Annotated in this window: 18 protein-coding genes and 1 riboswitch; of the genes, 4 read left to right on the top strand and 14 right to left on the bottom strand. The window is 68.1% G+C overall.

Annotation, left to right across the window (positions count from 1 at the left end; translation table 11 throughout):
- Positions 1-67: 67 nt before the first annotated feature.
- Genes CLV01_RS01520 through CLV01_RS01540 form a run of 5 tightly spaced genes read right to left on the bottom strand, consistent with a single transcriptional unit; the run spans position 68 to position 3,805 of the window.
- Positions 68-814 (bottom strand): amino acid ABC transporter ATP-binding protein, encoded by a 747-nt coding sequence (locus CLV01_RS01520; protein WP_012202166.1) that lies wholly within the window; start codon positions 812-814, stop codon positions 68-70.
- Positions 801-1,454, bottom strand: coding sequence for an amino acid ABC transporter permease (locus CLV01_RS01525; RefSeq protein WP_012202167.1), 654 nt, complete (start codon positions 1,452-1,454; stop codon positions 801-803). The genes CLV01_RS01520 and CLV01_RS01525 overlap by 14 nt, the downstream gene beginning before the upstream one ends.
- Positions 1,451-2,179, bottom strand: a complete 729-nt coding sequence (locus tag CLV01_RS01530; protein ID WP_099732519.1) for an amino acid ABC transporter permease — start codon at positions 2,177-2,179, stop codon at positions 1,451-1,453. The genes CLV01_RS01525 and CLV01_RS01530 overlap by 4 nt, the downstream gene beginning before the upstream one ends.
- A gap of 31 nt (positions 2,180-2,210) precedes the next feature.
- Positions 2,211-3,017: a transporter substrate-binding domain-containing protein gene (locus CLV01_RS01535; RefSeq protein WP_099732518.1), complete on the bottom strand. Its 807-nt coding sequence runs from the start codon at positions 3,015-3,017 to the stop codon at positions 2,211-2,213.
- Positions 3,014-3,805: a FadR/GntR family transcriptional regulator gene (locus CLV01_RS01540; protein WP_099732517.1), complete on the bottom strand. Its 792-nt coding sequence runs from the start codon at positions 3,803-3,805 to the stop codon at positions 3,014-3,016. Before CLV01_RS01540 ends, CLV01_RS01535 begins: the two co-directional genes overlap by 4 nt.
- A 277-nt stretch (positions 3,806-4,082) precedes the next feature.
- Positions 4,083-4,209, top strand: a riboswitch (S-adenosyl-L-homocysteine riboswitch).
- A gap of 54 nt (positions 4,210-4,263) precedes the next feature.
- Here CLV01_RS01540 and metH point away from each other — a divergent pair.
- A complete protein-coding gene (gene metH, locus CLV01_RS01545; RefSeq protein WP_099732516.1) occupies positions 4,264-6,993 on the top strand; it encodes a methionine synthase in 2,730 nt (909 codons plus the stop codon).
- Between the two features lie 102 nt (positions 6,994-7,095).
- Here metH and CLV01_RS01550 read toward each other — a convergent pair whose 3' ends face one another.
- From CLV01_RS01550 to CLV01_RS01565, 4 genes are all read right to left on the bottom strand, one after another.
- Positions 7,096-8,439: a glycerophosphodiester phosphodiesterase family protein gene (locus CLV01_RS01550; protein ID WP_099732515.1), complete on the bottom strand. Its 1,344-nt coding sequence runs from the start codon at positions 8,437-8,439 to the stop codon at positions 7,096-7,098.
- Positions 8,440-8,610: 171 nt separating this feature from the next.
- Positions 8,611-9,297 (bottom strand): GntR family transcriptional regulator, encoded by a 687-nt coding sequence (locus tag CLV01_RS01555; RefSeq protein WP_099732514.1) that lies wholly within the window; start codon positions 9,295-9,297, stop codon positions 8,611-8,613.
- Positions 9,294-10,637: a C4-dicarboxylate transporter DctA gene (locus CLV01_RS01560; RefSeq protein WP_043823239.1), complete on the bottom strand. Its 1,344-nt coding sequence runs from the start codon at positions 10,635-10,637 to the stop codon at positions 9,294-9,296. Before CLV01_RS01560 ends, CLV01_RS01555 begins: the two co-directional genes overlap by 4 nt.
- 309 nt (positions 10,638-10,946) lie before the next feature.
- Complete coding sequence (locus CLV01_RS01565; protein WP_071953865.1) at positions 10,947-12,260, bottom strand: MFS transporter; 1,314 nt, start codon at positions 12,258-12,260, stop codon at positions 10,947-10,949.
- Between the two features lie 164 nt (positions 12,261-12,424).
- Here CLV01_RS01565 and argE point away from each other — a divergent pair, with 164 nt between their 5' ends.
- Positions 12,425-13,588 carry an acetylornithine deacetylase gene (gene argE / locus CLV01_RS01570; RefSeq protein WP_063327759.1) on the top strand — a complete coding sequence of 388 codons (1,164 nt, stop codon included), beginning with the start codon at positions 12,425-12,427 and terminating at the stop codon, positions 13,586-13,588.
- Between the two features lie 22 nt (positions 13,589-13,610).
- Here the strand turns inward: argE and CLV01_RS01575 are convergent, their stop codons facing one another.
- The 3 genes from CLV01_RS01575 to CLV01_RS01585 all read right to left on the bottom strand — a co-directional run bounded on the left by CLV01_RS01575 (position 13,611) and on the right by CLV01_RS01585 (position 16,399).
- Positions 13,611-14,642 (bottom strand): cyclase family protein, encoded by a 1,032-nt coding sequence (locus CLV01_RS01575; RefSeq protein ID WP_016448695.1) that lies wholly within the window; start codon positions 14,640-14,642, stop codon positions 13,611-13,613.
- A 91-nt stretch (positions 14,643-14,733) separates the two neighbouring features.
- Positions 14,734-15,411: a DsbA family oxidoreductase gene (locus CLV01_RS01580; protein WP_099735013.1), complete on the bottom strand. Its 678-nt coding sequence runs from the start codon at positions 15,409-15,411 to the stop codon at positions 14,734-14,736.
- A 94-nt stretch (positions 15,412-15,505) separates the two neighbouring features.
- Entirely contained in the window at positions 15,506-16,399 is an 894-nt protein-coding gene (locus CLV01_RS01585) for a LysR family transcriptional regulator (RefSeq protein ID WP_046984421.1), read from the bottom strand.
- A gap of 139 nt (positions 16,400-16,538) precedes the next feature.
- On the opposite strand from CLV01_RS01585, the gene CLV01_RS01590 reads away from it, so the two are divergent.
- Together CLV01_RS01590 and CLV01_RS01595 are read left to right on the top strand one after the other, a co-directional pair.
- Positions 16,539-16,895, top strand: coding sequence for a zinc ribbon domain-containing protein YjdM (locus CLV01_RS01590; protein ID WP_013800120.1), 357 nt, complete (start codon positions 16,539-16,541; stop codon positions 16,893-16,895).
- A gap of 2 nt (positions 16,896-16,897) precedes the next feature.
- Complete coding sequence (locus CLV01_RS01595; protein WP_099732513.1) at positions 16,898-17,920, top strand: hypothetical protein; 1,023 nt, start codon at positions 16,898-16,900, stop codon at positions 17,918-17,920.
- Here CLV01_RS01595 and CLV01_RS01600 read toward each other — a convergent pair.
- On the bottom strand, positions 17,917-18,552 hold the full coding sequence (locus tag CLV01_RS01600; RefSeq protein WP_013800122.1) for a pseudouridine synthase: 636 nt from the start codon (positions 18,550-18,552) through the stop codon (positions 17,917-17,919). The two genes, CLV01_RS01595 and CLV01_RS01600, sit on opposite strands and share 4 nt — an antisense overlap.
- A gap of 4 nt (positions 18,553-18,556) precedes the next feature.
- Positions 18,557-19,465 (bottom strand): LysR family transcriptional regulator, encoded by a 909-nt coding sequence (locus tag CLV01_RS01605; RefSeq protein ID WP_099732512.1) that lies wholly within the window; start codon positions 19,463-19,465, stop codon positions 18,557-18,559.
- Positions 19,466-19,483 lie beyond the last annotated feature (18 nt).

Raw genomic sequence — 19,483 nt, forward strand, 5'->3', positions numbered from 1 at the left:
GCCCCTGCGCCGCACCGATGCAAAAAAGGCCCGCGACGCGGGCCTTTGTCCTGCCTGGCCGTCCCGCTCAATGCACGGCGCCGATGAAGCCCGCCAGCTCCGGCGTCTGCGGGTTGGCGAACAGCTGCTTGGCCGGGCCGCTTTCGTGGATCAGGCCCTGGTGCATGAACACCAGCTGGTCGCCCACGTCGCGGGCAAAGCGCATCTCGTGCGTGACCATGATCAGCGTCATGCCCTCGGCGGCGAGCTGCTTGACCACGGCCAGCACCTCGTTGACCAGCTCCGGGTCCAGGGCCGAGGTGATCTCGTCGCACAGCAGCACCTTGGGCTGCATGGCCAGCGCGCGTGCAATCGCCACGCGCTGCTGCTGGCCGCCGCTGAGCTGGTCGGGGTAGCTGTCGTACTTGTCGCCCAGGCCGACCTTGGCCAGCATCTGGCGCGCCAGCGCCGCCGCCTCGGGCTTTTTCACGCCCTTGACCACGGTGGGCGACAGGGCCACGTTCTCGCCCGCCGTCAGGTGGGGGAACAGGTTGAACTGCTGGAACACCATGCCCACGTTCAGGCGCAGCGCGCGCAGCTGGGCGGGCGAGGGCGCGCTGCCCTCCGAGCCCTTGAGCACGGCGTCGTCCACCACGATCTGGCCGGACTGGATGGCCTCCAGCCCGTTGATGGAGCGCAGCAGCGTGCTCTTGCCCGAGCCGCTGCGGCCGATGATGGCGACCACCTGGCCGCTGTCCACGCTCAGGTCCACGCCCTTGAGCACATGGTTGTTGCCGTAATGCTTGTGAACGGCGCGCACATCAACGAGCGGCATAGAGTTTCTTCTCCAGATGGGATGCGTAGAGGGACAGGGGCCAGCACAGCAGGAAGTAGCCTGCGGCGACCAGGCCGTAGATGAGGAAGGGCTGGAAGGTGGCGTTGGCCAGCATGGAGCCGAGCTTGGTCAGCTCGCTGAAGCCGATGATCGAGGCCACGGCCGTGCCCTTGATGATCTGTACCGAGAAGCCGACCGTGGGCGCTATCGACAGGCGCAGCGCCTGCGGCAGCACCACATGGCGCATCTGCTGCAGGTAGCCCATGGCCAGGCTGGACGAGGCTTCCCACTGGCCGCTGGGGATGGACTCCACGCAGCCGCGCCAGACCTCGGCCAGGTAGGCGCTGGTGTACAGCGTCAGGCCGATGGCGGCCGCCGTCCAGGGCGAGATGTCCAGGCCGGCCATGGACGAGCCGAAGAACACGATGAACATCTGCATCAGCAGCGGCGTGTTCTGGAAGGCCTGGATATAGGCCTTGGCCAGGCGGCGCAGGTTCTGGCTGCGGCCCACGCGGGCGAACAGCACCAGCAATCCGGTGGCGCCGCCCAGCACGAAGGCCAGCAGCGACAGCGCCAGCGTGGCCAGCAGGCCCTCGGCCAGCTTGGCCAGGATGGGCAGCAGGGGAATATCGGCAATCATGCGGCGTCTCCGGCAGTGGTTGCGGGTGCAGCAGGTGCAGCGGGCCGGGCTGCACGCGGCGTGCGGCGGCCCACCACGAAGCGCTGGCCTATCCAGGCCAGCAACTGGCGCAGTGCCAGGGCCAGCAAGAAGTACGCCGCCGTCACCACCAGGTAGGTCTCGAACGCGCGGAAGTTGCGCGACTGGATGAAGTTGGCGGCAAACGTCAGGTCTTGGGCGGCGATCTGCGAGACCACCGAGGTGCCCAGCATCACGATCACGATCTGGCTGCTCAGCGAGGGCCAGACCCGCTGCAGCGCAGGGCGCAGCACCACATGGCGGAAGACCGCCCAGCGGCCCATGCCCAGCGCGCCAGCGGCTTCCAGCTGGCCGCGCGGCGTCTCCTGGATGCCGGCGCGCACGATCTCGGTGATGTAGGCGCCCAGGTTGATCACCGTGGTCAGCAGGCAGGCCTGCCATTCGTTGATCTGCACGCCCAGCGAAGGCAGGCCGAAGAACACGAACATCAGCTGCACCAGGAAGGGCGTGTTGCGTATGCCCTCCACGTACACCTTGAACAGCCAGTGCAGCGGCGCAATGCGCCAGGCGCGGCTGACGCCGCCGGCCACGCCGATGGCGCCGCCCAGCACGGCGCCCGCCGCCGTCAGCGCCAGCGTGAAGCCTGCGCCCTGTGCCAGCAGGCCGCTGTAGTCGAACACGGCACCGAAGTCGAATTGATAGGCCATGGAAGGGTTTCCGGGAGCAGGGGCGCAGCGGTTACAGGGTGGCGGGCAGCGGCATCTTCATCCAGCGCTGGGACAGGTTGCCCAGGCGGCCGTCGGCCTTGAGCTTGGTGATGATGGCGTCCACCTTCTGCAGCAGCGCCGGCTCGCCCTTGGCCACGCCGATGTAGCAGGGCGTGTCCTCGACCGCGAACTTCACGTCCAGCTGGCGCAGCCTGGTGCGCTCGTTGACGGCGTTGGCCACGATGTTGCCCAGCGTCACCAGCTGCACCTGGCCCGTCAGATAGCTTTGCGCGGTGGCGTTGTTGTCCTCGTAGCGCTTGATGGTGGCCGAGGCCGGCGCCACCTGCGTGAGGGCCAGGTCCTCGGTGGAGCCGCGCGTCACGCCCACGGTCTTGCCGGCCAGGTCGGCAGGGGCCTTGATGCTCACGTCCTTGGGGCCGTAGACGCTCTTGGGGAAGGGCGCATAGGCCTGGGTGAAGTCGATCACCTTGGCGCGCTCGGCGTTCTTGCCCAGGCTGGAGATGACGATGTCGGCCTTGCCCGTGGTCAGGAAGGGGATGCGGTTGGTGCTGGTCACGGGCACCAGCTCCACCTTCACGCCCAGCTCCTGGGCCACCAGGGCCGCCATGTCGATGTCATAGCCCTGCAGCTTCAGGTCGGTGCCCAGCGAGCCGAAGGGCGGGAAGTCCTGCGGAATCGCCACGCGCAGCACGCCGGCCTTCTGGATGTTGGCCAGCATGTCGGCATGGGCTGCGCCGCCCAGGCCGGCAGCGGCCAGGGTGGCGGCCGCCAGGGCGGTGCGGATGAATGCGCGGCGGGGTGTCAGGGGGGAAGTCATGCGAAAGCTCCTTCGGAAGGTGGGGTGAGGCGAAAGGAAAGCGGGTCAGGGTCGGGCGCAGATGTATCAGGCGCTGTTGCGTCGGGCGCCGTCGCGTCGTCCGGTGTGTCGAGATCGATGCCGCTGCGCCTGGCGGCCGACAGCAGGTGGGCGCGCATGGCGCCCGCGGCACCCGGCGCATCGCCCGCGCAGACGGCCTGCACGATGGCGTCGTGCTCGCGCACGGGCTGGTCGTCGGCGCCGCTCCAGGCAAAGGGCAGGCGCAGGCTGTGGCTGATGGCCAGCTCCAGCTGGCGCGCCATGGCCACCAGGCCCGGGTTGCCCGACAGCTGGGCCAGCAGCAGGTGGAACTGCAGATCGGCGTCGGCGGCGGCCAGCAGGTCGCTGCGGGCGAGGGCATGGGCCAGCTGGGACTGGGTCCATTGCAGCTGGCGCAGGCCGCTGTCGTCGGCGCGCACGGCCGCCAGCGCGGCCCAGCCCGGCTCCAGCACGAGGCGCAGCTCGATCAGCTGGCGCGGCGACAGCGTGCCCAGCGCCGGGGTGGCATAGGCGCGGTGCATGCGTGCACGGCCGCTGTGCGGGCCGTTGATGCGCACGCCCTTGCCCGGCTGGATCTCGACCAGGCCCAGGGCCTCCAGCATGGACAGCGCCTCGCGCAGCGAAGCGCGGCTGATGCCCAGCTGCCGGGCCAGCTCGCGCTGCGGCGGCAGCTGGCTGCCGCCGGGGTAGTGGCCGCTCAGGATGTGCTGCTGCAGCGTCTGGGCCATCGAGATCGGAATGCTTTGCATGGGCTGGCGCGGGTGGAGGGTTTTGGCCTGACTGGTCAGACCACGTACCCAGCAGATAGCGAATTGCGTGCCAGATGCGAAAAAAGGAGCGTTGTCCTCAGGTGCTGCAAAGAAACCGGGGCGATGGGGTATCGACAATCCTTACCGAAGGCGGCGCTGGCGGCCCGCGCTGCCGCGCTTTGGTGCAGTGCCGCATGGCTTTGTGCAGGCCTGCCCCGAATGCGGGCGTAAAACCCGCACTGCAGGCCGCCGCCAGCCGCCGTAGAATCCCGGGCTTTGGCCCGAGGAGCGTTGCAGCGCGGCACCCGCCCATCCGTACACCGGATCGCGTGCCGCGTCAGGCTTGGGCCAGGTGCAGGTTCCCGGCCGGACCGCGCCCACGGTGCCAACGACGCTCACCTGTTGCCATGCCGTTTTTGCAGGTGAGCTTGATGTCGTCCTCTTTCACTCCCCCTCCCATGCGTCTGTCGGGCCTGGAGCCTGTTTCCATCGGCGAGGGCACGCTGTTCGTCAACGTGGGCGAGCGCACCAACGTCACGGGCTCCAAGGCCTTTGCGCGCATGATCCTCAACGAGCAGTACGAGGAAGCGCTGTCCGTGGCACGCCAGCAGGTGGAAAACGGCGCCCAGGTCATCGACGTGAACATGGACGAGGCCATGCTGGACAGCAAGGCCGCCATGGTGCGCTTCCTGAACCTCATCGCCTCCGAGCCCGACATCGCCAAGGTGCCGGTCATGGTGGACAGCTCCAAGTGGGAAGTCATCGAGGCCGGACTGCGCTGCCTGCAGGGCAAGGGCATCGTCAACTCCATCTCCATGAAGGAAGGCCTGGATGAATTCAAGCGCCAGGCCCGGCTGATCAGGCGCTACGGCGCGGCCGCCGTGGTCATGGCCTTCGACGAGAAGGGCCAGGCCGACACCTACCAGCGCAAGATCGAGATCTGCGAGCGCGCCTACCGCATCCTGGTGGACGAGGTGGGCTTCCCGCCCGAGGACATCGTCTTCGACCCCAACATCTTCGCCGTGGCCACCGGCATCGAGGAGCACGACAACTACGCCGTGGACTTCATCGAGGCCGTGCGCTGGATCAAGAAGAATCTGCCCGGCGCCAAGGTCTCAGGCGGCGTCTCCAACGTGAGCTTCAGCTTCCGCGGCAACGACCCCGTGCGCGAGGCCATCCACACCGTGTTCCTGTACCACGCCATCTCGGCGGGCATGGACATGGGCATCGTCAACGCCGGCATGGTCGGCGTCTATGACGACCTGGAGCCCCAGCTGCGCGAGCGCGTGGAAGACGTGGTGCTCAACCGCCGCCCTGACGCCGCCGAGCGCCTGCTGGAGATTGCCGACGCCGCCAAGGGCGCCGCCAAGGACGACAGCAAGAAGCTCGAATGGCGCGGCACGCCCGAGAACCCGAAGACCGTGGGCGAGCGCCTGTCGCACGCCCTGGTGCACGGCATCACCGACTTCATCGTCGTCGACACCGAAGAGGCCTACCAGCAGATCGTGGTGCAGGGCGGCGGCCGCCCGCTGCACGTGATCGAAGGCCCGCTCATGGACGGCATGAACATCGTGGGCGACCTGTTCGGCGCCGGCAAGATGTTCCTGCCCCAGGTGGTCAAGTCGGCGCGCGTGATGAAGCAGGCCGTGGCCCACCTCGTGCCCTACATCGAAGAGGAAAAGCGCCAGCAGGAAGCGGCGGGCCTGGACGTGTCCAGCAAGGGCAAGATCGTCATCGCCACCGTCAAGGGCGACGTGCACGACATCGGCAAGAACATCGTCACCGTGGTCCTGCAGTGCAACAACTTCGAGGTCATCAACATGGGCGTGATGGTGCCCTGCCATGAGATCCTGGCCCGGGCCAAGGCCGAGGGCGCGGACATCATCGGCCTGTCGGGCCTGATCACGCCCAGCCTCGAAGAGATGCAATACGTCGCCGGCGAGATGCACAAGGACGACTACTTCCGCATCAAGAAGATTCCGCTGCTGATCGGCGGCGCCACCTGCTCGCGCGTGCACACCGCCGTCAAGATCGCGCCCAAGTACGAAGGCCCCGTGGTCTACGTGCCCGATGCCTCGCGCAGCGTCAGCGTGGCCCAGAGCCTGCTGGGCGAGAACAAGGGCAACTACCTGGCCGAGATCCAGGCCGACTACGACAAGGTCCGCACCCAGCACGCCAACAAGAAGAAGACGCCGCTGTGGCCTCTGGCAAAGGCCCGCGCCAACGCCACGCCCGTGGACTTTTCCCAGGCCCCCGTGGCGCCGCGCGCCCTGGGCCGGCGCGTGTTCCGCAACTTCGACCTGGCCGAGATCGCCGAATACATCGACTGGGGCCCGTTCTTCCAGACCTGGGACCTGGCCGGCCCCTATCCGGCCATCCTCGACGACGAGATCGTCGGCGTCGAGGCGCGCAAGGTGCTGGCCGACGGCCAGGCCATGCTCAAGAAAATCATCGAAGGCCGCTGGCTGCAGGCCAACGGCGCCATCGGCCTGTTCCCTGCCAACCGCGTGGGCGATGACATCGAGTTCTATGCCGACGAGTCCCGCAGCCAGGTGCTGATGACCTGGTACGGCATGCGCCAGCAGACCGAAAAGCAGATGGTGGAAGGCCCGGATGGCCAGCCCGTGATGCGCCCCAGCCGCTGCCTGTCCGACTTCGTGGCCACCAAGGAATCGGGCATCCAGGACTACGCTGGCCTGTTCGCCGTCACGGCCGGCATCGGCGCCGAGAAGAAGGACAAGGAGTTCGACGACGCGCTGGACGACTACTCCGGCATCATGTTCAAGGCCCTGGCCGACCGCCTGGCCGAGGCCTTCGCCGAATGCCTGCACCAGCGCGTGCGAAAGGACCTGTGGGGCTATGCGCCCGACGAGGACCTCAGCAACGAAGCGCTGATCAAGGAACAGTACAAGGGCGTGCGCCCCGCGCCCGGCTACCCGGCCTGCCCCGACCACAGCGCCAAGACCGACCTGTTCGCCGTGCTCAAGGCAGACGAGATCGGCATGACGCTGACCGAAAGCCTGGCCATGAACCCGGCCTCCAGCGTCAGCGGCTTCTACATCGGCCACCCCGACTCCGTCTACTTCAACGTCGGCGAGATCGGCGAGGACCAGCTCGCCGACATGGCCGCGCGCCGGGGCACGGACATCGAGGAACTGCGCAGGCTGTTGGCGCCGAATCTGGGGTGAGAACGCTTGTCCGCGCGGACTGGTGCCGCGCGTTGCAAGAAAAAAGCCAGGGCATGCCCTGGCTTTTTTATGGACGCCGCCGCAGCGGCATTCAGCGCTCGATCAGAGCCCGATTTCCTTGTTGTACGCCTTGCGCGCCGTCACGGCCGTGTCCGTGAAGTCGGTGAACACGCCGTCGATGCCCAGGCGGTAGTAGGTCAGGTATTCCTGCACGGGGTCGCCCTTGTACAGGCCGGCCAGGCGGCCCGGCTCGTTGCGGAAGGTGAAGCTGTGCACGATCAGGCCGGCCTTGTGGGCGTCGCGGATCAGGCCCGTGTCCTTGACGGTGTTCACGTCCTTGAGGCCGGCGCCGTCCTTGTAGGGCACGACGGAGTGGGCCAGGACCTGGGGCTTCCAGGGGCCGATGCCGTCGGCATAGGTCTTGATGTCGGCCAGGCCTGCGGGCGTGAGCATGGCGGCGAAGGTGCGGGCGTCGCCGGCCAGGGTCCAGCTGTAGGGGCGGCCGCTGATGAAGGTCCATTCATCGTTGGTGATGTAGACCATGGAGCCGTCGCGCAGGCTGAAGTCGTTGCCGTCGATCAGCTGCACGCCCTTGGCCTTCATGCCGGCCTGGCGCAGGTACTTGAGGCTGGCCGGGTCGAAGCTCTGGATGTAGATGGGCGAATCCTTGGCGTTGAGCTTGTTCTGGTCCAGCAGCTTGATCACCGCATCTTCGAAGGGGCGCGAGCCGGGTGCGCCGCAGCCGTTGGCGATCGCCTGCTGGTTGTTCCAGTAGGGGTTCTTGGTCTCGGCGTAGACGGGGATGGTGCGGCCCAGGGCCTTGCCCTTGGCGGCGGCGATGTCCAGCACGTCCTGGGCGCTGATCAGGGGCAGCTTGCCGTTCCACTCGGTGGGGCGCTCGCTGCGGTTGTCCAGGATCGTGCCGGTCAGCCAGCTGCGCAGCTCCTGCAGCGTGAAGTCGCTGATGGACCAGTCGTTGCGATGGTCCTCGCCATCGACCACCAGGGCCTTGAGCACGGACTTGGGATCGTTGGCATCGAGCTGGTCGCTCAGGTATTGCGAGGGGCCGTTGGCAGGCACGGCGGGGTACTTCACGTTGACCAGCACGCCGGCCGCAGTGCGCTGGCGGCGCGCCACTTCGGCATTGGTCTTGGCCACGTCGGCCACGTTGGTGCTGTCGCTGAGCCAGGCGTTGTGGCGGGCGACCAGCTGGCAGTCCTTCGTCATGTGCATGTCGAGTTCGAGCATGTCCGCGCCTGCATCGGCGGCGGCCTCGTAGGCCATGCGCGTCTGCTCCGGGAACTTGCCCGAGAAGCCGCGGTGGGCGATCACCTGGGGCTGCTTTCCGTCGAGCGTGAGGTAGAACGAGCCGCCGTCACCGCCGCAGGCCGTGAGGACTGCAGCCGCGCACAGGGACGCGAGCAGGGGAGTGCGGGAAAAGGACATAGGACGTTGGGTCATATCCGAAGCAGTGGTGGGTTGATGAACGGCGCGCAATGCGCCAACTCAGCAGCGTATGCAGTCAGCCGTGTCGGCACCATGACAGTGCGTCCCGTATGGCCCAGATTGGCGTTTTAGCGACGGTCGACGGAAATTTGCCGACCCTCCGACACAGGGTTATCCCCCGAACAGGGGCGCCAGCGTGGCGCGCAGGCGGTCGCTGGCGTCGGGCGCCTCGCTCGGGCGGATCTCCAGCGAGCGTTCCACCGTGCCGATGTGCTCCAGCAGCAGGGCCTTGGCGCCCTCGGTGTCGCCGCGCTCCAGCGCCTCGACGATGCGTTCGTGCTCGGCGCAGGACTGGCTGGCGCTGTGGGTGGACTGGAACAATGTGGCCGCCAGCGTGGTGCGCGCCGTGAGGTCGCGCAGGGTAAGCGCCAGCAGGCGGTGGCCCATCTGCTCGGCCAGGCAGACGTGGAAGTCGGCCAGCAGGAAGGCGCGCGTGGCCGCGTCGGCGCCGGCAATGGCTTCCTGCTCCTGGGCGATGTGGCGGCGCAGCTGGCCGATCACGCTTTGCAGCGGGCGGCCGGCCTCGCCCAGGATGCCGGTCTCGATGATGCGGCGCGCCGCGAAGGCGTCCTGCGCCTCCTCGGCCGAGGGCTGGACCACGTACCAGCCGCGCCGGGGCTGCACCTGCACGAAGCCGCGCGCCTGCAGTTGCATCAGCGCCTCGCGCACCATGGTGCGGCTGACCGCGAAGTTGTCGGCCAGCTCCTGCTCCCCCAGCCGTTCGCCGGGCGCCAGTTTCTGGGCCAGGATGGCTTCGACGACGCGCTCGGCGATGTGCTGGGGGCTTACAGGTGTCATTGCGTTGCAGGGTGGGCAGGAGTCACGGTTGCGGGGACGGCGGCGGCGCCGGAGGGCTCGGCGTCGGGCCCCTGATTGTCGGCCAGGCCGTTGAGCACGGCATGGGCGCGCTCGCGGTCGATGTCACCTTCCCAGGCGGCGATGGCCACGGTGGCCACGCAGTTGCCGATCAGGTTGCCCAGCGCGCGGGCAATGCCCATGAACCAGTCCACCGACAGCACCAGCACCAGGCCGATGGCGGGGATGGCCGGAATCGCATGCAGCGTGGCCGCCAGCACCACGATGGCCGAGCCCGGCACGCCGTGGGCGCCCTTGGAGGTCACCAGCGCAATCGCCAGGATGGTCAGCAGGTCGGCCATGCCGATGGGCGTGTTCGTGGCCTGGGCGATGAACACGGCCGCCAGCGTGATGTAGATGGAGAAGGCGTCCAGGTTGAACGAGTAGCCCGTGGGAATCACCAGGCCCACGGTGGAGTCGCGCACGCCCATGTTGCGCAGCTTGGCCATGATCTGGGGCAGCACGCTGTCCGAGGAGGTGGTGGCGAAGACCACCATCAGCTCCTCGCGCAGGTAGCGCAGCAGCTTGATCAGGCTGAAGCCCGAAAAGCGCATCACCAGCCCCAGCACCACGAAGACGAAGAAGATCACGGCCACGTAGAACAGCAGCACCAGCATGCCGAGCTGCTTGAGCGAGCCGATGCCGTACTGGCCCACGGTGAACGAGATCGCACCCAGCACGCCCAGCGGGGCCAGCTTGATGAGGATGCCCATGATCTTGAACAGCACGTTCGACAGCGTGTCGATCAGCGCATGCACGGGCGCGCCGCGCTCGCCCAGCATGGTCAGCGCGCAGCCGAACAGCACGGCGAACAGCAGCACCTGCAGCACGTCGCCCGTGGCAAAGGCCTGCACCACGGTGGTGGGGATGAGCTTCATCAGGAAGTCCACCGTGCCGCCGCTGGTCAGCTTGTCGGCGTTGCTGGCGTAGGCGCTCATGGCCGAGGCGTCGAGCTTGCTCGGGTCCACGTTCATGCCCGCGCCGGGCTGGAACACGAAGGCCAGCACCAGGCCCAGCACCAGGGCGATGGTGGTCAGCACCTCGAAGTAGATCAGCGACTTGACGCCGACCCGGCCCACGCGCTTGAGGTCGCCTGCGCCCGCGATGCCGTGCACCACCACGCAGAACACCAGCACGGGAATGATCATCTTGATGAGCTTGATGAAGCCATCGCCCAGGGGCTTGAGCTTCACGGCCCATTCAGGGGCCAATATTCCGGCGAGCACACCCAGGATGAGTGCGATCACCACCTGTCCGAACAGTGATCTGGCAAAGCGGCGCATAGTCGTCTTTCGCAAGTTGTGGAATCTTGTATGCAAGTGGATTTACAACTTGCATGCAAGAATGTAGACAAGCGAAACGCGTGCCAGCAGAGGGTATTCCCTGCAGATTTGCGGCACTCCAGAGAGCATCAGCCCTGACTTTTTCTGCATGAAATCCGCCGATGCGGGCGGGCCTCCCCGCCGTGGTGCAGGGCGGGTGGCCGTCATGCCCGCGCATGGTGCGCAGGCGGGTGCGCGGGCGGGGCGCAGGCCCCGTGGCGGGGCATGCGCGGCATGCGCGGGCGCGGTGCCTTGCGCACCGCACCGGGATCAGCGCAGGTTGCGCTCCAGAGCGCGGTCCTTGATGAAGAAGGCCGCGAACAGGCCCAGCGTCACGCCGAACATCACATAGAAGGCCGGCGCCATGGGCGAGCCCGTGGAGCGGATCAGCCAGGTCACGATGAACTGCGCGAAGCCGCCGAAGATCATCACCGCCACGTTGTAGGCCATGGACATGCCGGCCGAACGCACCTGGGGCGGGAACAGCTCGGCCATCACCGTGCTGAACACGCCGAAGAACACGGCCACGAACACGCAGACCACCAGCTGGGTGATCAGCAGCTTCTGCACCGTGGGGCCGTCGGTCAGCCAGGCATACAGCGGGTAGAGCACCACCAGGTAGCCGATCAGCGAGCCGATGGTCAGCATGCGGCGGCCCACGCGGTCCGACAGGGCACCGAAGAACGGCATGATCACCACCATCAGCGCGGCGCCGGCCATCTGCACCATGAAGGCATCGCGCATGGGCAGCTTCAGCGTCACCGTGGCATAGGTCACCAGATAGGTGAAGGTGATGTAGATGGACACCGTGGCCGTGACCACCAGGCCCATGCCCACCAGCGTCTCGCGCGCATGCGTGCGCAGCATCTCCATGATGCCGATCTGGCGCGCCTTGCCGCTGGCCTGCGCGGCCTGCATTTCCTTGAAGACCTCGGGCTCCTCCACATGGCGGCGGATGTACAGCGCCACGGGAACGATCAGCAGGCCCACGGCGAAGGGCACGCGCCAGGCCCAGGCCATCAGTTCCTCCTCGGTGAAGATCTCGGTGATCAGCGTGCCCGTGGCCGCGCCGATCAGCAGGGCCAGCATCTGGCCGGCCATCTGCCAGGAACCATAGAAGCCGCGCTTGCCGGGCGGTGCCAGCTCGATCAGCAGTGCCGTGGACGTGCCGAACTCGCCGCCGGCCGCAAAGCCCTGCAGCAGCCGTGCCAGCACGATGAACAGCGGCGCCAGGATGCCCACCGCCGCATAGGTGGGCGCCAGCGTGATCAGCGCGATCGCCACGGCCATCAGGCCCGTCACCATCACCATGGCCGCCTTGCGGCCCTTGCGGTCCCCGTACAGGCCCAGCAGGATGCCGCCCACGGGCCGCATGAAGAAGCCCACGCCGAACACGGCCGTGGTCATCAGGATGCGGTTGATGTTGTCGTCCGGATTGTCGGGATTGCTGGGGAAGAACAGCTTGGCGACGATGGGTGTCATGAAGGCGAACACCAGGAAGTCATACCACTCCAGCGCGTTGCCGATGACGGCAGCCACGATGTTGCGGGTCGAGACGGTTTGCTTGGTCAAAGCAGGGTCCATTTCCGAAAAGGGATTGAAAAGACGGCAGTCACGCCCGGGGCATGGGTCGGCGTGCCTGCCCGGGCCGCAACCCGGGCGTACACTGCTTCGCCATATGCAATGCCTATGCCATGGCCTGCGTCGTCCACGAAGGGCGGCGCAGGCCATGGCGCAGATGGAACCACATGACTACCTGGAAAAACACCCGCGACTGGCTGGAAACACTGGTCGCATTCGACACCACCAGCCGCAACTCCAACCTGGCGCTGATCGAGTGTGTACGCGATGAGTTGGCCACGCTGGGCGTGAGTGCCCGATTGTTCCACTCTCCGGACGGCGCCAAGGCCAATCTCTTCGCCACTTTGCCGGCCCACAACGGCGAAACGCAGGGTGGCATCGTGCTGTCCGGCCATACCGACGTGGTCCCGGTCGATGGCCAGCAGTGGAGCACCAACCCCTTTGCGCTCACCGAAAAGGGCGGGCGCCTGTATGGGCGCGGCAGCTGCGACATGAAGGGCTTCATCGCCGCCTCGCTGGCGCTGGTGCCCGAATTCCTGGCCACGCAGCGCGCCAGGCCCGTGCACCTGGCCTTCTCGTACGACGAGGAAATCGGCTGCGCGGGCGCGCCCGTGATGATCAACCAGCTCAAGGCCGAGGGCGCGCGCTTCGACGGCTGCGTGGTCGGCGAGCCCACCAGCATGCAGGTCGTGGTGGCGCACAAGGGCATCAACCTCTACCGCTGCCGCGTGCACGGCAAGGCCGCGCATTCGTCGCTCACGCCGCGCGGCAGCAATGCCATCGAATACGCGGCGCGGCTGATCTGTCGCATCCGGGACATCGCCGACCACTTCAAGGCGCACGGCCCCTACGACGAATTCTTCGACGTGCCCTTCACCACCATGACCACCAACCAGATCCAGGGTGGCATCGCGGTCAACACCATCCCCGAGCTGTGCGAATTCGCCTATGAATTCCGCAACCTGCCCGGCATGTCGGTGGATGGCATCCAGGCCCAGGTCGAGTCCTATGTGCGCGACGAACTGCTGCCGCGCATGCGCGCCGAGTTCGCCGACGCGCGCATCGAGATCGAGACCGGCGCCAGCGCGCCCGCGCTGGAAGCCTCGGAAGAAGCCGCCATCACCCAGCTGGTGCGCGCGCTGACCGCCGACCAGGAAAAGCGCAAGGTGGCCTACGGCACCGAGGCCGGCCTGTTCCACAACGCCGGCATTCCCACCGTGGTCTGCGGCCCCGGTTCCATCGAGCAGGCGCACAAGCCCGACGAGTTCGTCGAGCTGGCCCAGCTCGACGCCTGCGAGCGCTTCCTCAGCAAAATGGGCCGGTCGCTCTGAGCCAGGGCGGGGCGCGCCCCGCTCAGCGCACCGGGATGGCGATGGGCCGCAGCGGCGCGGCGTCGCCGCCGCGGATCTTGAGCGGGCCGCCGATGAAGGCGAACTCGTAGACCTTGTCGCGCGACAGATCGTCCAGCGCCACCAGCTCCATGATGGGCACGCCCTTTTGCGCCAGCAGGTAGCTGTGCAGCGGGACGTAGTCGTCGTCCACCTCGGACGGGAACGTCTCCAGGCTCAGGTTGTCGGCGCCCACGATCATGGCGCCGCCTTCCTCCACCAGAAAGCGCGCGGCATCCAGGCCCAGGCCCGGCGGCTTGGCCATGTAGGCCTGGGGCTGGCCGTACAGCTTCATGCGGCCCGTGCGCACCAGCACGATGTCGCCCTCCTGCAGCGTCACCTTCTGGCGTGCCAGCGCGTCCTTGAGGTCCTGGCGCGTGATGCGGTACTGGTCGGGCAGCATCTCCAGGCCCTTGGCGGCCGCCACGTCAATCAGCACGCCGCGCGCCACCAGCGGCGGGAATTTCTCTATGCCCGTGCGCTGCCAGCCCCGGTCGCCCAGATGCTGGTCGGCGCTGAAGCCGTTCCAGATCCTGCCGCGTATGCCGAAGTGGTTGAGCGCATCGATGTGCGTGCCCGTGTGGCTGTACATGGAAAACGCCGTGCCCGTGTAGCTGCGCGTGGCGTTCATGTCCTTGCCCACGTTCATGGGATCGTCCACCACGGTGCCGCGCGGCGTGTGCGTCATCCAGAACTGGTAGTGCGGATCGCCCGCGTCCTGCCAGCTGGGCATGCCCACGTAGTACTCGGTGGCCAGGTCATAGACCTGCCCGCCCGTGATGCGCTGCAGGATGGCCGCGCGCGAGGCCGGCGTGATCAGGTTCAGGCGGCCGATCTCGTCGGCCGGCCCCCAGGGGCTGGTGCCCACGTCCTGGCGTGCGCCGGCCGGGGGCTCGTGGCCGCCATGGGCCTGGGCCGCGGTGCCCGCGAAGGCGGCGGCCAGGGCGATCACGAGAGAGGGCAGCGCCATGCGGCGAGCGAAGCGTTGGAGAGTCATGCAAGAGTCCTTGGTCTGCTGAAAGAGGGCGCGCATGCCGCGCGCGAGGGAGGCGAAAAAACGCCGATGAAAAAAGCAAAGACGGGGGCGCTCAGGCCGCCAGGAAGTGCAGCCGTTCGCGCAGCGCAGCCAGCGACTGGGTCTGCAGCGGCGGCAGGCGCGGCGCGATCAGCGTGGGAATGGAGCGCAGGCCCATGCGCTGCGCCAGCGCGCGGTCCTGGCGCACCTGCTCCAGCGCCTGGGCGCCTTCCATGCAGCCCGCGAAGGCATTGCGCTCGAAGCCCGTGCGCGTGGCGATGTCCAGCAGCACTTCGGCGTCGCCGATGTTGCGGTGCTCGCTCATGTGGGCGTGTTGGATGGCGTCAAACAGATCCCAGTGCGCGTCATCGCCGCCCAGGATCTGGGCCGCCTGGCAGGCCAGTGCGCCGGCCATGCCGCTGGGGTACTCGAAGGCCTCGCGGCGCATGCCCTCGATGTCGATGCGGTCCTCGTCGTCATGCTCCGCGCAGGCCTGCCAGTGCTCCAGGATGACCTGCTTGGCGCGCTCCATGGAGCCGAAGGCCGCCACCATCTCGGCGCGCGAGGCCTGCAGCACGAAGCTGCGGTGGCGCACGCGCAGGCCCAGCTCGCGCGCCACCTGGCGCAGGCGTGGCGACATCACGTAGCACCAGCCGCAGACCACGTCATGGAAGAAGTCGATGGCGGGGGCGACCGCGGGCGCCGCATCCTGCGCGGGCAGGGCGCAGGAAAAATCATTGCATTGCGTCATGCTTGTGTCCTTCATGGCTGTGATGGACGGCAAGCGTAGGCCGCAGGCCCGGCGCGAAAAAGGGGCGTGCGCTTGAGGAACTCTTAACGCGGCGTCAACAATCCTCGCCCATGGCGGCAGGCAGTTCCTCGGCCAGAAAGTCCACGAAGGCGCGCACCTTGGGCAGCAGGTGGCGCTGCGTGGGATAGACCGCGTAGACATGGCGGGCCTGCGCGGCCTGGTCCGCAAGGTCCAGTGCGACCAGCTGGCCTGCCGCAATCGCCGGCCGCGCCAGGAACGAGGGCAGGGCGCCAATGCCCAGGCCCGCCACCAGCAGGTCGCGCAGCATCAGGCTGTTGTTGACGTTGGCGCGCGCCTCGGACGGCGCCTGGGGGCTCTCGCCCGCTTCGCGGGGCGCATGCGCCAGGCTGTAGTTCAGCAGCGCATGGCCGCGCAGCCCGGCGGCACTGGCCGGGCGGCCATGCGCCTGCAGATAGGACGGGGCCGCGCACAGCATCTGCGACAGCGAGGCCAGGCGCCGCGCGATCAGCGAGGAGTCCGCCAGCTCCGCGCTCAGGCGGATGGACACATCGAAGCCCTGGCCCACCGCGTCCACCAACCGGTCCTCCATGGACAGGTCGATCTGCAGCTGCGGATGGCGCTGCATGAAGCGCGCCAGCAGCGGCGACAGCGTGCTCAGCGCAAACGACAGCGGTGCATTCACGCGCAGCCGGCCGGCCACCTGCTGCGACTGCGCGCGCACCGACTGCTCCAGCGCATCGAATTCATCAAGCAGGCGGCAGCACTCTGCGTAGTAGGCCTGGCCCGTGTCGGTCAGGCTCATGCGGCGCGTGGTGCGCTGCAGCAGCACGGCGCCCAGATGGGCTTCGAGCGCGCGCAGCTGCTTGCTCAGCGCGGCCGAGGACAGGTCCAGCGCGTCGGCCGCCTTGGCGATGGAGCCCAGTTCTACGATGCGCCGGAAGGCGCGCAAGGGGGTCAGCGTATCCATGGGGAAAAAGCAAAGAGTGGCGCGCAGCGTAGCAGGCCGCTCGGGTTTGCCGGGGCATGCCTGCGGGGGCAGGGGCGACAATCGCCAGGTACGGCGCGCCCGCCGCGCCTCTTTGTCTTCACCGAATCTGTTCAATCCCATGCCCCAGACCACTCCCGCCTGCCCCCAGTGCGGCCTTGAAAACACCTATCCCGACGCCACCAGCTACATCTGCCCCGACTGCGCCTTCGAATGGCCCATGCAGGCCGAAGAAGAGTCCGGCGAAGCCGCCGCTGGCGACGGCATCGTGCGCGACGCCAACGGCAATGCGCTGGCCGACGGCGATGCCGTGATCCTGGTGAAGGACCTCAAGGTCAAGGGCTCGTCCACCGTGCTCAAGAAGGGCAGCAAGATCAAGGGCATCCGCCTGGTCGATGGCGCCGACGGCCACAACGTGGACTGCAAGACCGAACTGGGCTCCATGCTGCTCAAGTCGGAGTTCCTCAAGAAGGCCTGAGCATGCTGGCGCTGTCGCTTGCGGTATCGGCGGTCCTCGGGCTGCTGGCGCTGTGGGTGTTTGCGCCCCTGTTCCTTGCGCTGACCTCTGGCGCGGTGGTGGCCCTCATGCTGCTGACACTGGCCGGCCGTACGGGTCTCACGGGCCGCTCCGCGCGCACCCTGCCCGTGGCGGGCTGGTGGGCCGTTGCGCTGTGCGCCGGCGCGGCCTGCGTGGCCATGCTGGTGCTGCTGCCCGACCGGCTCGATGGCGCGCCCTTCCTCGCCTTCGGCATGGGCCTGCTGGCGGCCACCTGCGCGGGGGCGCTGGTCTGGTTGACGGGCTGGCTGATCGCCGGGCGGCAGCCTGTGCAGGTGTCCTGGTGGACCGGATCGGCCCTGGCCGGATTGGGCGCCTTCCTCGCCCTGCTGCTGGGCGGCCCCGACACGGCGGGCTGGATGGCCTGGCGCGACCAGCTGCGCGGCTACGAGGCCGTGCCGCTGCGCATCACGCTGGCCGAAGCGCCCACGGCGCAGCGCGAGCAGGCCCTGGCCGAACTGCTGCAGCCCTTGCTGGAGCAGGGCAGCCGTGCCGTCAGTTATCGCCAGTCCACCCGCTTCGGCAACTCGGTAGAGCACGCCGTGGTGCCCGCCCGCTGGCGCATCGATGGCAGGCTGCTGGAGATCATGCTGGCCGAGAAGCCACCCGCGCCCCTGCTCAGTGCCCATGTCGCTTTGCTGGAGCAGTTCGCCGCCAGCGGCCCCGCCCAGGCGGGCCAGGCACCGTCCTGGCTGATGCTGGCCAGCGCCCAATGCCTGCCGCCACCGCGCCTGCGCGAGCTGTCGCGCCTGCTGGGCCAGGGCAGCGAGCTGCTGGCCCGCGCGCGGCGCTGCACGCAGCAGCGCTCGGCGCAATTGCAGCGCCTGTGGCCGCTGCTGGCCGGCAGCGTGGAGCGCGTGGAGGTGGGCGAGGCGCGGCGCTTTCATCCGTGGCTCGGCCTGCAGCGCTGGCAGGCTGTGGCACCTACCGACAATCCGGAACCCTAGGCGGGCTCCACGTCCTTCCACTGGCCGGGCTCCAGGCCGTCCAGCGTGTAGGGCCCGATGGCTGCGCGCACCAGCCGCAGCGTGGGGTGGCCAATGGCCGCCGTCATGCGGCGCACCTGGCGGTTGCGGCCTTCGCGGATGACCAGTTCGATCCAGCAGTCGGGAATGTTCTGGCGTACGCGGATGGGCGGGTCGCGCTGCCACAGCACGGGCGGCGGCTCCAGCCGGCGCGCCTGCGCGGGCAGCGTCATGCCGTCGTTGAGCTGCACGCCCTGGCGCAGGGCCTGCAGCGCGGCCTCGTCGGGCAGGCCCTCGACCTGTACCCAGTAGGTCTTCTCCATCTTGAAGCGCGGATCGGCGATGCGCGCCTGCAGCGGGCCGTCATTGGTCAGCAGCAGCAGTCCTTCGCTGTCGGCGTCGAGCCGGCCTGCCGCATGCACGCCCGGCACGTCGATGTATTCCTTGAGGCCACGCCAGCGACCCTCGGGGGTGAACTGGCTGAGTACGCCGTAGGGCTTGTTGAAGCACAGCAGGCGTGAGGGGCCGGTGTCGGGCCGGTCGGCGAAGGCGGGCCGTGCGCGCAGGGCCGGGCCTGCAAAAGGGCGCAAGGGTGGGCGTTTTCTGGGTTGCATGGACTCAGCGATTGTCGTCGGGATAGACCGCACGCACGCACTCCAGCCAGGCCCTCGCCGCGCGTGACAGATAGCCGCTGCGCCACAGCTGCACCACGTCCCAGTGCAGTTCAGGCCCCACCAGCGGGCGGCTGGACACGCGCCGGGGGTCGAACCGCGCGATCACATGCTCGAACATCACGGCCACGCCCACGCCTTCTGCCACCAGGTCGCCGATGAAGTCCCAGTAGCGCGTCTGCAGCCGCACCTGTGGGCTGAAGCCTGCCGCCGCGCAATGCTCCAGCACGGCCTGGTGCAGGGCGAAGTCCGAGGTGTAGAACACAAAGGGCCGCCGGGCCAGCTCGCTCCAGTGCACGGGTGCGTCCGGATCGGGCACCTCGTGCGCGGCAAAGGCCACGCGTGTCTTCTGGTGGGCGATGGTGCAGTACTCCAGGCCCTCTCCGGCCATGTCGCCACCCGCCTCCCCTGCGCCGTGCAGGCCCAGCGCCATGTCCAGCTTGCCGTCCAGCAGCAGCTGGCGCTGGGCGCGTGCGCCCTGCTCCTGCACATGCAGTTCCACACCCGGATGCAGTTGCTGAAAGCGCGCGATCACGGGCGCCATGTAGTGCCCGGCCGTGGGCATGATGCCCACGCTCAGGCTGCCGCGCGCAATGCCGTCCACCTCGGCCACCTCCTGCAGCAGCTGGCGTGACTGCTCCAGCACCTGCAGGCCGCGCGCATGGACCACCTGGCCTGCGTCGGTCAGTTGCACACCGCGCCCCTCGCGCAGCAGCAGCGGGCCGCCCAGCTCCTCCTCCAGCGCCCGCACCATCTTGCTTATGGTGGGCTGGGTCACATGCAGCGCCTCGGCCGCACGCGTGAAGCTGTTGCAGCGCACCACCTCGACAAAGTAGCGCAGCGCGCGCAGGTCCATGAGAATTCCTTTTGTGCA

This window comes from Delftia sp. 60, assembly GCF_002754395.1.
Classification (GTDB): Bacteria; Pseudomonadota; Gammaproteobacteria; order Burkholderiales; family Burkholderiaceae_C; genus Comamonas; species Comamonas acidovorans.

Coding starts and splice junctions, on each gene's coding strand:
- CLV01_RS01540 (WP_099732517.1), bottom strand. CDS start 3,805: ATGCAAAGCATTCCGATCTCGATGGCCCAGACGCTGCAGCAGCACATC.
- CLV01_RS01565 (WP_071953865.1), bottom strand. CDS start 12,260: ATGGACCCTGCTTTGACCAAGCAAACCGTCTCGACCCGCAACATCGTG.
- CLV01_RS01535 (WP_099732518.1), bottom strand. CDS start 3,017: ATGACTTCCCCCCTGACACCCCGCCGCGCATTCATCCGCACCGCCCTG.
- CLV01_RS01555 (WP_099732514.1), bottom strand. CDS start 9,297: ATGACACCTGTAAGCCCCCAGCACATCGCCGAGCGCGTCGTCGAAGCC.
- CLV01_RS01595 (WP_099732513.1), top strand. CDS start 16,898: ATGCTGGCGCTGTCGCTTGCGGTATCGGCGGTCCTCGGGCTGCTGGCG.
- CLV01_RS01530 (WP_099732519.1), bottom strand. CDS start 2,179: ATGGCCTATCAATTCGACTTCGGTGCCGTGTTCGACTACAGCGGCCTG.
- CLV01_RS01600 (WP_013800122.1), bottom strand. CDS start 18,552: ATGCAACCCAGAAAACGCCCACCCTTGCGCCCTTTTGCAGGCCCGGCC.
- CLV01_RS01580 (WP_099735013.1), bottom strand. CDS start 15,411: ATGACGCAATGCAATGATTTTTCCTGCGCCCTGCCCGCGCAGGATGCG.
- CLV01_RS01550 (WP_099732515.1), bottom strand. CDS start 8,439: ATGTCCTTTTCCCGCACTCCCCTGCTCGCGTCCCTGTGCGCGGCTGCA.
- CLV01_RS01590 (WP_013800120.1), top strand. CDS start 16,539: ATGCCCCAGACCACTCCCGCCTGCCCCCAGTGCGGCCTTGAAAACACC.
- argE (WP_063327759.1), top strand. CDS start 12,425: ATGACTACCTGGAAAAACACCCGCGACTGGCTGGAAACACTGGTCGCA.
- CLV01_RS01560 (WP_043823239.1), bottom strand. CDS start 10,637: ATGCGCCGCTTTGCCAGATCACTGTTCGGACAGGTGGTGATCGCACTC.
- CLV01_RS01520 (WP_012202166.1), bottom strand. CDS start 814: ATGCCGCTCGTTGATGTGCGCGCCGTTCACAAGCATTACGGCAACAAC.
- CLV01_RS01605 (WP_099732512.1), bottom strand. CDS start 19,465: ATGGACCTGCGCGCGCTGCGCTACTTTGTCGAGGTGGTGCGCTGCAAC.
- metH (WP_099732516.1), top strand. CDS start 4,264: ATGCGTCTGTCGGGCCTGGAGCCTGTTTCCATCGGCGAGGGCACGCTG.
- CLV01_RS01585 (WP_046984421.1), bottom strand. CDS start 16,399: ATGGATACGCTGACCCCCTTGCGCGCCTTCCGGCGCATCGTAGAACTG.
- CLV01_RS01575 (WP_016448695.1), bottom strand. CDS start 14,642: ATGACTCTCCAACGCTTCGCTCGCCGCATGGCGCTGCCCTCTCTCGTG.
- CLV01_RS01525 (WP_012202167.1), bottom strand. CDS start 1,454: ATGATTGCCGATATTCCCCTGCTGCCCATCCTGGCCAAGCTGGCCGAG.